The organism is Streptomyces caeruleatus (assembly GCF_001514235.1).
GTDB classification, from domain to species: Bacteria; Actinomycetota; Actinomycetes; order Streptomycetales; family Streptomycetaceae; genus Streptomyces; species Streptomyces caeruleatus.
Window position 1 is genome coordinate 317,740 of the sequence record NZ_KQ948934.1, and the last position, 12,255, is coordinate 329,994.

Below are 12,255 nucleotides of genomic sequence, written 5' to 3' on the forward strand. Positions count from 1 at the left end.
CCTGCCGGGCGGATGGGTCTGGGTCGATGGTATGCGGCCGTCGCGGCGTGTTCCGCCCCGGCACCCCTCTCTGTTTCCCCGGCTGTCCCGGCCGTAACGGCCGCGGCTGGGTCACTGTCAGTGGCGGGCCGTAAGGTCTGTGGGCATGGAGACGAGCACGGAGGGTGCCGCGACGGACTGCGGCGGTGATGGCGCGCCTGCGACCGGGCCGGTGGTGGACGAGTCCCCGGCGGCGGACGGTACTGCGGTGGCTGCGGTCGGGGCGGGTGCGGCTGCGACGGGTGCGGGGGCGGTCGCGGCGGGTGATGAGGCCGCTGTCGTCCGTGTCATACCGCCTACGTCGCTGTCTCCTTCGCGTGCGAGTGACTTCATGCAGTGCCCGCTGCTGTACCGGTTCCGGGTGATCGACCGGCTGCCGGAGAAGCCGAGTGCGGCGGCGACGAAGGGCACGTTGGTGCACGCGGTGCTGGAGCGGCTCTTCGACGCCCCGGCGGCCGAGCGGACGGCGCCGCGTGCGAAGTCGCTGATTCCGGGGCAGTGGGACCGGCTGCGGGAGAGCAGGCCGGAGGTCGTGGAGCTGTTCGCGGACGATCCGGAGGGTGAGCGGCTGGCGGCGTGGTTGGGTGAGGCGGAGCGGCTTGTCGAGCGGTGGTTCGGGCTGGAGGATCCGACCCGGCTGGAGCCCGCCGAGCGTGAGCTGTTCGTGGAGGCCGAGCTGGATTCGGGGCTGCGGTTGCGCGGCATCATCGACCGGGTCGACGTGGCGCCGACGGGTGAGGTGCGGATCGTCGACTACAAGACCGGCAAGGCGCCCCGGCCCGAGTACTCCGAGGGCGCGCTGTTCCAGATGAAGTTCTACGCGCTCGTCGTGTGGCGGTTGAAGCGGGTGGTGCCGCGGCGGCTTCAGCTCGTCTATCTCGGCAGTGGGGACGTGTTGACGTACGACCCCGTCCTCGCCGATCTGGAGCGGGTCGAGCGCAAGCTGCTGGCGCTGTGGGAGGCGATCCGGGAGGCGACGGAGACGGGGGTGTGGCGGCCGCGGCCGACGAAGCTGTGCGGCTGGTGCGATCACCAGGCGCACTGCCCGGAATTCGGCGGCACTCCCCCGCCCTATCCGTTGCCGGTCAGGGCGGGCGAGTCCGGTGGTGGCCCGCAGGGCAGAATGGGGCCGGACTAGCGAAGGAGACTTACGTGGCCATCCGCGTCCTACTGGTCGACGACCAGCCGCTGCTGCGTACCGGCTTCCGGATGATTCTGGAGGCGGAGCAGGACATCGCGGTCGTGGGCGAGGCCGGCGACGGCCTTCAGGCTCTCGACCAGGTGCGGGCCCTGCAGCCCGACGTGGTTCTGATGGACATCCGTATGCCCCGGATGGACGGGGTCGAGGCGACCCGGCAGATCACCGGGCCCGGGCGGGACGGCCCGGCGAAGGTGCTGGTGCTGACGACGTTCGATCTCGACGAGTATGTGGTGGAGGCGTTGAAGGCGGGGGCCAGCGGTTTTCTGCTGAAGGACGCCCCGGCCAATGAGCTGGTGCAGGCGATCCGTGTGGTCGCGGCCGGGGAGGCGATGCTCGCGCCGAGCATCACGCGTCGGCTGCTGGACAAGTACGCGACGCATCTGCCGTCGGGTGACGAGCCGGTTCCGGACACGCTGCACACGCTCACCGATCGTGAGGTGGAGGTGCTGAAGCTGGTGGCGCGGGGTCTGTCGAACGCGGAGATCGCCGCGGATCTGTTCGTCAGCGAGACCACGGTGAAGACGCATGTGGGGCATGTGCTCACCAAGCTGGGGCTGCGGGACCGGGTGCAGGCCGCGGTGTACGCGTACGAGAGCGGGCTGGTGCGTCCCGGCGCCCAGTAGGAGCGTGTCTTGACGCACGCGGAGGGCGCCCCTGGTGAGAAGGGGCGCCCTCTGTGTCGTGCGTGGGCGGGGTTCGGCCCGTCCGTCAGCCCTTGCTGAGCTCCCAGAAGCGGAAGACGGTGGAGGCGTCGAGGCAGTACTCCAGGCCGTAGACGTTGTCGCGGACGACGGCGTACTGCTTGGCCTGCCAGACGGGCAGGACGGGGAGTTCCCTGGCGACGATGTCCTGGAGCTGGTTGAACTCGTCGTCGGTGGCGGAGCGGTCGCTCTCGGCGGAGGTGCGCGGGATGAGCGAGCCGGTGATGGCGTTGTTGCTGTAGTTGTTGCTCAGCACGTTGCCCTTGCCGAAGAAGGGTGAGGTGAAGTTGTCGGCGTCCGGGTAGTCCGGGATCCAGCCCTTCACGTACACGCCGTACTTGCCGGCGGAGATGTCCTTCTCGTACTGGTCGAAGGCGACGGACTGGACGTCGGCGTCGAACAGGCCGCTGTCGTTGAGCTGCTGGGCGATGGCCTTCAACTCCTGGTCGGTGGCCGGGCCGTAGCGTGACGGGGTGGACCAGAGGGTCAGCTTGACCTTGCCGGTGATGCCGTCGTCCTGGAGTGCGGCGGCGGCCTTGGCCTTGGAGGGGCGGGCGCCGTAGGTGTCGAAGAAGGCCGTGTTGTGGCCGCCGATACCGGCCGGGATGATCGAGTACAGCGGGCTGGCGGTGCCCTGGTAGACGTCCTTGATGAGGGCGTCGCGGTCGATCAGGTAGGCGATGGCCTTGCGGACGCCGAGCTTTCCGGTGACGGGGTCGTCCATGTTGAAGACGAGGTGCTGGACTTCGGCGCTGCTGCCCTCGACGACCTCTGTGCCCAAGTCGCCGCCGGACTTCTCGATGTCGGCGATGTCGCCCGCGGTGAGGCCGCGGTAGGCGATGTCGACCTCCTGGGCGCTCAGGGCCTTCTTGAGGGCGCCCTGGTCGCCGTGGAAGAACTTCAGGGTGACGCCGGAGTTCTGGACCTTCGCGGTGCCCTTGTAGTTCTCGTTGACGGAGAAGACGGCTTCGTCGTCGTCGAACGAGTCCAGCTGGTACGGGCCGGAGCCGACGGCCTCGTTGTCCTCGCGCAGGCCGTTCGCGTCGTACTGCTCCTGGTCGACGATGGAGCCGGCGCCGGAGGCTATCTTGCTCGGGAAGGTGGCGTCCGGGGTGTTGAGCCGGAAGACGACCGTCTTGTCGTCCGGGGTCTCCACCTTGTCGAGCGTGGGGAACATGACCGCGGGACCGTCGGGGTCGTTGATCTTCAGCATGCGGTCGAAGGAGAACTTGACGTCCTCGGAGGTGAGCGCGTCACCGTTGCTGAACTTGAGGCCGTCTCTGAGGGTGCACTTGTAGACCTTGGTCTGCGTGCCGGAGAACGTGCACTGCTCGGCGGCCTCGGGCTGGGGTTCGGTGGCGCCCTTGGGGAAGCTGAGCAGCGACTGGAAGACGTTGTTGAACAGCAGCCAGGAGCCGGGGTCGTAGCCGGAGGCGGGGTCGGTGGCCAGGACGTCGTCGGACATCCCCATGACCACCGAGGTACCGGTCCCCCCGGCATCGCCCGTTTCCGTTCCGCAGCCGGTCAGCAGGCCGGAGGCCAGCCCTACCACGACGGGCAGGACCGGCCACTGGTTGCGCATGTTCACGTACGAGTGCCTTGTCGTCGGTTGTGTGGAACCCGGGCCGAAGTCCTGGATCCCGGGCCGGCCCGGCGCCTTGGTCGTGGCGTCGGGCGCGGGGAGACGTCAGCCGCTCACGCCACGGCCGAGCTCCCACAGCTGGAGGGTCGAGGAGGAGTTGAGCGCGTAGGCGGTGCCCGTGACGTCGTCCCCGGCGGCGACGTACTGCTTGCCCTGCCACAGCGGCAGCACGGGTACGTCGTTGGCCACGATGTCCTGGATGTCCGTCAGGCTGCCGGAGGCCGAGAGCCGGTCGGCGACGCGGCGGGACTCCGGGATGAGGTTGTTGCGGATCGCGCTGTTGGCGTAGGGCGAGCCGAGGAAGTTGTCCTTGTCGAGGAAGGGCGCGAGGAAGTTGTCGGCGTCGGGGAAGTCGGGGAACCAGCCCATGCCGTAGACCTCGTACTCGCCCTTCTGCTCGGCGGGGCGGAACGTCGCCCAGGGCGTGCCTTCGATGTCGACGTCGAACAGGCCGCTGTCGTTGAGCTGCTTCTGCAGCAGCTCGAACTCCTTCTTGGTGGCCGAGCCGTAGTGGTCGGTGGTGTAGTGCAGGGTCAGCTTCACCGGGGTGGTGATGCCGGCCTTCTCCAGCAGGGCCTTGGCCTTGGCGGCGCTGGGGTCGCCGTACTTGTTGAAGAACGAGTTGGAGTGGCCGGTGACGCTGGCGGGGACCAGGGAGTACAGGGGTTCGGCCTGGGAGCCGTAGACCTTGGAGACGAGTTCGCCGCGGTCGATGATCTGGGCCATGGCCTGGCGGACGGCTTTGCTGCGCACGCTCGGGTCGTTGGTGTTGAAGGCCAGGTAGCGGATTTCCAGGCCGGACAGGTCGACGAGGTCGACGCTGTCGTCGGAGTCGGCCGACAGCTTCTGGATCTGCTCGGGCGACATGGTGCGGGTCATCAGGTCGATGTCGCCCTTTTCGAGGGCGGTGCCCATCGCGTCGGCGTCGGCGAATTCGCGCAGTTCGACCTTGTCGTTGTTCACCGTCAGGCTCCCCTTGTACTCGGGGTTCTTGGTGAACACGGCGGAGACCAGTTCATCGTTCTTGACCTCGGCCCGGAGGGTGTACGGGCCGGAGCCGTCGACCTCGAAGCCGTCGCGGAGCTTGTCCTTGGCGTAGATGTCCGGGTCGACGATGCCGGCGACCGGGGTGGACAGCTTGAACGGGAAGGTGGCGTCGGCGGTCTTGAGGTGGAAGATGACGTCGCGTTCGCCCTGGGTCTCGACGGTGTCGATGGTGGACAGCAGGGCGAAGACGCCGCTGTCGGCCTTGAGGGAGCGGGCGCGGTCGATGGAGTACTTCACGTCGTCCGCGGTGACCGGGTCGCCGTTCGCGAACTTGAGGTCCTGGCGCAGTTTGCAGGCGTAGCGTTCGTTGCCGCTGTCGGTGAAGCCGCAGCTCTGGGCGGCCTCGGGGACGGGGGCGCCGTCGCCGCGCGGCTGGACCATGAGGGTCTGCACGGTCTGGCGCAGGATGTTCCAGGTGCCGACGTCGTAGGCGTAGGCCGGGTCGAGGGGTGCGGGAGCGTCCTTCGAGGCAGTGAACGCGTCCGTGGTGCCGACGACGATCGCGTCGCCGCCGTCGCTACCGCTGTCGGTTCCGCCGCAGGCGGCGAGAACCGGCGCGAGCAGGCCGATGACGGCCGGCAGCACCAAAGTCTTGCGGTTCATGCTCGGGTTTCTCCAGCTGTCGACTCCGTGTATCCGGCATGCAGGGGTGTCGCGGCGGATCACGGGGGTAAGGGCGATGTTCTCGCGACGAGGTTAGTCCGCGCCCGCAGGAGGGTTCGCCGCCACCGGAGTTGAGAACCCATCACGCTGTGGAACCGGGTGCGGACGCACCGGAAACCTGAGGGTGGAAGGATTCGTGCACTGGTTCATCAATCGGGACACAAAGGTGCGTCGGAAGCCCTCGCTGGAGGGTCGTTGGCACGGGGGCGGGTGCCTGTCGACTCTCTTGTGAGTGGTGAACCTCACAAACTGAACGGTCTTGGTGCGCACCGGAATTCGACCATCGCGCGGGATTCGAATTCCTTTGCGGAATTTCCCGGGCTATCGGCGTTGCACTCTGGGTGAACGCCGGCCCTATTTCCGTTGTCAGGCGACCATCAGACCGCGCAGAAATGCCAGATCGACCTGTTCCAGAGAGGTCACCACGGTGCGCCGGGCGGCCGGGGCGATGGGTGCGACCGACGGCACGGCCACCACCTGGCAGCCCGCGGCCTCGGCGGCGGCGACGCCGGTCGCCGTGTCCTCGACGACCGCGCACCTGGTGGGGTCGGCGCCGAGTCCGGCCGCGGCGAACAGGTACGGGTCCGGGTGCGGCTTGGTGCGTGTCACCTCGTCGCCGGCGACGGTCAGCGCGAAGTACTGCGCGCCGAGCGAGGTGAGGACCCGGTCGATGATGCGCCGGTGCGAGGCGGAGACCAGGGCCGTGGGGATCTCGTGCCGGGCCAGCTCGGCCAGCAGCCGGGCGGCCCCGGGCATCAGTGGCAGGGCGCGGTCGATCCGGTCCTCGAAGCCCTCGTTCAGCAGGACCGTGAGCTCGGCGAGGGTGATGTCGGCGCCGGTGGCCTCGATGAGGAAGCCGGCGCTGCGGGTCATCGGGCCGCCGACCACGACATGGCGCCAGGTGTCGTCGAGGGTGTGGCCCAGGCCGGCGAAGACCTCGACCTCGACGTCCCACCAGAAGCCCTCGGTGTCCACCAGGGTGCCGTCCATGTCGAGGAGGACGGCCTGCAGGGCCGAGCCGTCGGCCGTACGGGTTACTGGCGCGGGGACCGTGCTGGTCATCCACGTACCTCCTTGAAGGGACGATCAGGCCGGTTCCCACGGAGGGAACCGGCCTGCGGTGGACCGTCCAGTGTACGACGGGTCGCGTTGAATCGCCTGGTTCAACGGGTGTGCCGCGAGGCACACGGGTGACACGCCGGCTGCGGGGTCAGCGTGCGTTGAAGTACTTCGCCTCCGGGTGGTGGATGACGATCGCGTCCGTGGACTGCTCGGGGTGCAGCTGGAACTCCTCGGACAGGTGGACGCCGATGCGCTCCGGCTGGAGCAGGTCGGCGATCTTGGACCGGTCCTCCAGGTTGGGGCAGGCGCCGTAGCCGAGGGAGAAGCGGGCGCCGCGGTACTTCAGCGCGAACATGTCCTCGATGTCGGACGGGTCCTCACCGGCGAAGCCCAGCTCGGAGCGCACGCGCGCGTGCCAGTACTCGGCGAGCGCCTCGGCCAGCTGCACGGACAGGCCGTGCAGTTCGAGGTAGTCGCGGTAGGCGTTCGCCTCGAACATCCGCGCGGTCTCCTCGCCGATCCGTGAGCCAACGGTGACGACCTGGAGGCCCACGACGTCGGTCTCGCCGGACTCCTGCGGGCGGAAGAAGTCCGCGAGGCACAGTCGGCGGCCGCGGCGCTGGCGCGGGAAGGTGAAGCGGGTGCGTTCGTTGCCGTGCTCGTCGAGGAGGATCAGGTCGTCGTCCTTGGAGACGCACGGGAAGTAGCCGTAGACCACGGCGGCTTCGAGGAGGTTGTCCGTCTGGAGCCGGTCGAGCAGTCCGCGCAGCCGCGGGCGGCCCTCGGTCTCGACGAGTTCCTGGTACGACGGCCCGTCACCGGTGCGGGCCTCCCTCAGACCCCACTGGCCCTTGAAGAGAGCGCCCTCGTCGAGCCAGGAGGCGTACTCCTTGAGCTGGATGCCCTTGATGACGCGGGTGCCCCAGAACGGCGGCTCGGGCAGCGGGTTGTCGGTGGCGACGTCGGAGCGGCCGCCCGCGTCCTCGGGACGCTCGTCCAGTACGGCCGTGGCGGTGGTGCTCCTGACCCGGCGCTGCTTGAGGTCGGGCAGCTTCGCGCCGGGTACGCCCCGCTTGACGCCGATCAGGGCGTCCATCAGGCGCAGGCCCTCGAACGCGTCCCGGGCGTAGCGGACTTCGCCCTCGTAGATCTCGTGCAGGTCCTGCTCGACGTACGCGCGGGTGAGGGCTGCGCCGCCGAGGATGACGGGGTAGTTCGCCGCGAGGCCGCGCTGGTTGAGCTCCTCCAGGTTCTCCTTCATGATCACCGTGGACTTGACCAGGAGGCCGGACATGCCGATGACGTCGGCCCGGTGCTCCTCGGCGGCCTCCAGGATCGCGGAGACGGGCTGCTTGATGCCCAGGTTGACCACGTTGTAGCCGTTGTTGGACAGGATGATGTCCACGAGGTTCTTGCCGATGTCGTGGACGTCGCCGCGGACGGTGGCCAGCACGATGGTGCCCTTGCCGTCGGCGTCGGACTTCTCCATGTGCGGTTCGAGGTGGGCGACGGCGGCCTTCATCACCTCGGCGGACTGGAGCACGAACGGCAGCTGCATCTGGCCGGAGCCGAAGAGTTCACCGACGACCTTCATGCCGTCCAGGAGGGTCTCGTTGACGATGTCGAGGGCGGGGCGGTCCTGGAGGGCCTCGTCGAGGTCGGCTTCCAGGCCGTTGCGCTCGCCGTCGATGATGCGGCGCTTGAGGCGCTCCTCCAGCGGCAGCGCGGCGAGTTCCTCGGCCTTGCCTGCCTTGAGGGACTTGGCGGTGGCGCCCTCGAAGAGCTGCATCAGCTTCTGGAGGGGGTCGTAGCCCTCGGCGCGGCGGTCGTGGATCAGGTCGAGGGCCGTCTGGACCTCTTCCTCGCTGAAGCGGGCGATCGGGAGGATCTTGGAGGCGTGGACGATGGCCGAGTCCAGTCCGGCCTTGACGCACTCGTCGAGGAAGACGGAGTTCAGCAGGATGCGGGCGGCCGGGTTGAGGCCGAAGGAGATGTTGGACAGGCCGAGCGTGGTCTGGACGTCCGGGTGGCGGCGCTTGAGCTCGCGGATCGCCTCGATGGTGGCGATGCCGTCCCCCCGGGACTCCTCCTGGCCGGTACAGATGGTGAAGGTCAGGGTGTCGATGAGGATGTCCGACTCAAGGATGCCCCAGTTGCCGGTGAGGTCGTCGATGAGCCGTTCGGCGATCTCGACCTTCTTCTCGGGGGTGCGGGCCTGGCCCTCCTCGTCGATGGTCAGCGCGATCAGCGCGGCGCCGTGCTCGCGGGCGAGCTTGGTGACCTTCGCGAAGCGGGACTCGGGGCCGTCGCCGTCCTCGTAGTTGACGGAGTTGATGACCGCGCGGCCGCCGAGCTTCTCCAGTCCTGCCTGGATGACGTCGACCTCGGTGGAGTCGAGGACGATCGGCAGGGTGGAGGCGGTGGCGAAGCGGCCGGCGAGCTCCTCCATGTCGGCGACGCCGTCGCGGCCCACGTAGTCGACGCACAGGTCGAGCATGTGCGCGCCCTCGCGGATCTGGTCGCGGGCCATCTCCACACAGTCGTCCCAGCGGCCGTCCAGCATGGCCTCGCGGAACTTCTTGGAGCCGTTGGCGTTGGTGCGCTCACCGATGGCGAGGTAGGAGGTGTCCTGGCGGAACGGGACCGTCTGGTAGAGGGAGGCGGCGCCGGGTTCGGGCTGCGGGGCGCGCTCGACCGGCGTGGCCTCCCGGACGCGCTCCACGAGCTGCCTCAGGTGCTCGGGGGTGGTGCCGCAGCAGCCGCCGATGAGGTTCAGGCCGTAGTCCCGTACGAAGGTCTCCTGGGCGTCGGCCAGGCCCTCGGGGTCGAGCGGGAAGTGGGCGCCGTCCTTGGTGAGGATCGGCAGACCGGCGTTCGGCATGCACAGCAGGGGGGTGCGGGAGTGCCGGGCCAGGTAGCGCAGGTGCTCGCTCATCTCGGCGGGGCCGGTGGAGCAGTTCAGGCCGATCATGTCGATGCCGAGGGGCTCCAGCGCGGTCAGCGCGGCGCCGATCTCGGAGCCGAGCAGCATGGTGCCGGTCGTCTCGAAGGCCATCGAGACCAGCAGCGGGACCTCGGTGCCGGTCGCCTCCATGGCGCGCCGGGCGCCCAGGATGGAGGACTTCGTCTGGAGGAGGTCCTGGGTGGTCTCCACGATCAGGGCGTCCGCGCCGCCGGCGAGCAGGCCCTCGGCGTTCGCCTGGAAGCCGTCGCGCAGCGTGCCGTAGCCGATGTGGCCGAGGGTCGGCAGCTTCGTACCGGGGCCGATGGAGCCGAGCACCCAGCGCTGGCGTCCGTCGCGGGCGCCGAAGGCGTCGGCCGTCTCGCGGGCGATCCGGGCGCCCGCCTCGGACAGCTCGTGGACGCGGTGGGCGATGTCGTACTCGGCCATGGCCGAGTGGTTGGCGCCGAAGGTGTTGGTCTCGACGCAGTCCACGCCCGCCTCGAAGTAGGCCTCGTGGACGGAGCGGACGATGTCGGGCCGGGTGAGGTTGAGGATCTCGTTGCAGCCCTCGAGGTTCTCGAAGTCGTCGAGGGTGGGCTCCTGGGCCTGCAACATGGTGCCCATCGCTCCGTCGGCGACCACCACACGGGTGGCGAGCGCCTCGCGGAGGGCGGACACGCGGGTCCGGCTGTCGGCGGAAGGGGTCGGTGGCAACGAGGCCATGAAAGGGCTCCCTGGAATGCGACGGCTGTCGGCTTTGCACCCTTACGTGACTTTCCACAGCGGGCGCACCCCGCCAGCGTAGCCGGGACCGCGACGGAAGGGTCGGGCCGTCCACGGGGCGGACGCGGGCGATGGTGAGGGCGCTCACCGGATACCTGTGACACAAGAGAAGCAGCCGGATGGCGACGGACCATTAGCGGGAGGTCGGCATCGACCGGTAGTGTTCGACATTGCCGAACGGCGGCAGCGACGTCGCGATGTCGACGGTCGAAGGGGACGGAGGCAGTACGGCGATGGCACGGAACATCCAGTCGCTCGAACGGGCGGCCGCGATGCTGCGGCTTCTCGCAGGCGGCGAGCGACGCCTCGGCCTGTCGGACATCGCCTCCTCGCTGGGCCTCGCCAAGGGCACCGCCCACGGGATCCTGCGCACGCTCCAGCAGGAGGGCTTCGTCGAGCAGGACGACGCCTCCGGGCGCTACCAGCTGGGCGCGGAGCTGCTGCGCCTGGGCACGACCTATCTGGACGTGCACGAGCTGCGGGCACGGGCGCTGGTGTGGACGGACGACCTGGCGCGTTCCAGCGGGGAGAGCGTCTACCTGGGCGTTCTGCACCAGCAGGGCGTACTGATCGTCCACCATGTCTTCCGTCCGGACGACAGCAGGCAGGTGCTGGAGATCGGCGCCATGCAGCCGCTGCACTCCACGGCGCTGGGCAAGGTCCTGTCGGCGTACGACCCGGTCGCGCACAGCGAGGCGATCGAGGCCGACCGCAAGGCCTTCACGGACCGGACCGTGTGCGAGCTGGACGGCTTCGAGCATCTCCTCGACATGACACGCGCGCGTGGGTACGCCGCGGACGTAGAGGAGACCTGGGAGGGCGTCGCCTCCCTGGCCGCCCCCATCCATGACCGGCGCCGTATGCCGGTCGGCGCCGTCGGCATCACCGGCGCCGTGGAGCGGCTGTGCCGGGACGGCGAGCTGCGTCCGGAGCTGATCGCGGCGGTGCGGGACTGCGCCCGCGCGGTGTCGCGGGATCTGGGCGCCGGCCGATTCTGAGGCCCCACCGGGGCCCTTTCGGGACAGGAGAGACCGCCGGGACGTCGTTCGACGTCCCGGCTTTTCGTCGCGTCCTGACCCAACTGTCCCCATGTCGATAAATCAACACAACCGACAACGATCGCGCATTCAACGACAGAGCTCTTGACGCACGCCCGACGCCGGGACAAGACTCCCGTCCATCGGTCGGCATTGTCGAACACCTACCGGCAATACGCGCTAGAGTGTGACAACGCCAAGGGCCGGCATCGCTCTCACCCCCGAGGGCAACGCGAACCACCGGAGGGACCCGGGGTTCGGCTTCCCCTGGACGAAGGACAAAGGAGTCGCGGGTGTCCAGCTCCGACATCTTCATCGGCGAGACCATCGGTACCGCCATACTCATCCTGCTCGGCGGGGGCGTCTGCGCCGCCGTCACGCTGAAGGCCTCCAAGGCCCGCAACGCCGGCTGGCTCGCCATCACCTTCGGGTGGGGCTTCGCAGTACTCACGGCGGTCTACACCTCGGCGCCGCTTTCCGGCGCCCATCTGAACCCGGCCGTGACCGTCGCACTCGCGATCAAGGACGGCGAGTGGAGCAATGTTCCGACCTACTTCGCCGGACAGCTGCTCGGCGCCATGATCGGCGCGGCCCTGGTCTGGGTCGCCTACTACGGCCAGTTCCACGCCCACCTCACCGACAAGGAGATCGTCGGCGGTCCGGGTGCGCAGGCCACGGCCACCAAGGCCGTCGAGGCCCAGGAGAAGGGCGCCGGCCCGGTCCTGGGCGTCTTCTCCACCGGTCCCGAGATCCGGAACGCGGTGCAGAACCTCGCCACGGAGATCATCGGCACCGTCGTGCTGGTCCTCGCCATCCTCACGCAGGGCCTGAACGACGCCGGCAACGGCCTCGGCACACTGGGCGCCCTGATCACCGCACTCGTGGTCGTCTCCATCGGTCTGTCGCTCGGCGGCCCGACCGGTTACGCGATCAACCCGGCCCGTGACCTCGGTCCGCGTATCGTCCACGCCCTTCTGCCGCTGCCCAACAAGGGCGGTTCCGACTGGGGCTACGCCTGGATCCCGGTGGTCGGTCCGCTGATCGGCGGCGCCATCGCGGCAGGCATCTACAACGTCGCATTCGCCTAGGAGAAGTGAGCTTCACCCGTTCAGGTGAGGCGTACCGAAACTCTCAGC

At 68.9% G+C, this 12,255-nt stretch carries 8 protein-coding genes; 4 read left to right on the top strand and 4 right to left on the bottom strand.

Going from position 1 to position 12,255, the window contains the following annotated elements:
- The first annotated feature begins 145 nt into the window (after positions 1-145).
- Positions 146-1,177 (top strand): RecB family exonuclease, encoded by a 1,032-nt coding sequence (locus AQJ67_RS31430; protein WP_079056278.1) that lies wholly within the window; start codon positions 146-148, stop codon positions 1,175-1,177.
- 14 nt (positions 1,178-1,191) lie between these two features.
- The gene (locus tag AQJ67_RS31435) at positions 1,192-1,863 is read left to right on the top strand and encodes a response regulator (protein ID WP_062722719.1); all 672 of its coding nucleotides are present in this window, start codon (positions 1,192-1,194) and stop codon (positions 1,861-1,863) included.
- An 85-nt stretch (positions 1,864-1,948) separates the two neighbouring features.
- Here the strand turns inward: AQJ67_RS31435 and AQJ67_RS31440 are convergent, their stop codons facing one another.
- The 4 genes from AQJ67_RS31440 to metH all read right to left on the bottom strand — a co-directional run bounded on the left by AQJ67_RS31440 (position 1,949) and on the right by metH (position 10,022).
- Complete coding sequence (locus tag AQJ67_RS31440) at positions 1,949-3,529, bottom strand: ABC transporter substrate-binding protein (RefSeq protein ID WP_062722720.1); 1,581 nt, start codon at positions 3,527-3,529, stop codon at positions 1,949-1,951.
- A 99-nt stretch (positions 3,530-3,628) separates the two neighbouring features.
- Entirely contained in the window at positions 3,629-5,233 is a 1,605-nt protein-coding gene (locus AQJ67_RS31445) for an ABC transporter substrate-binding protein (RefSeq protein ID WP_062722721.1), read from the bottom strand.
- 426 nt (positions 5,234-5,659) lie between these two features.
- Positions 5,660-6,355, bottom strand: coding sequence for an HAD family hydrolase (locus tag AQJ67_RS31450; protein ID WP_062722722.1), 696 nt, complete (start codon positions 6,353-6,355; stop codon positions 5,660-5,662).
- Between the two features lie 148 nt (positions 6,356-6,503).
- Positions 6,504-10,022 carry a methionine synthase gene (metH, locus tag AQJ67_RS31455; protein WP_062722723.1) on the bottom strand — a complete coding sequence of 1,173 codons (3,519 nt, stop codon included), beginning with the start codon at positions 10,020-10,022 and terminating at the stop codon, positions 6,504-6,506.
- Between the two features lie 293 nt (positions 10,023-10,315).
- Here metH and AQJ67_RS31460 point away from each other — a divergent pair, with 293 nt between their 5' ends.
- Positions 10,316-11,080 carry an IclR family transcriptional regulator gene (locus AQJ67_RS31460; protein WP_062722797.1) on the top strand — a complete coding sequence of 255 codons (765 nt, stop codon included), beginning with the start codon at positions 10,316-10,318 and terminating at the stop codon, positions 11,078-11,080.
- Positions 11,081-11,412: 332 nt separating this feature from the next.
- The gene (locus AQJ67_RS31465; RefSeq protein ID WP_062722724.1) at positions 11,413-12,207 is read left to right on the top strand and encodes an MIP/aquaporin family protein; all 795 of its coding nucleotides are present in this window, start codon (positions 11,413-11,415) and stop codon (positions 12,205-12,207) included.
- Positions 12,208-12,255 lie beyond the last annotated feature (48 nt).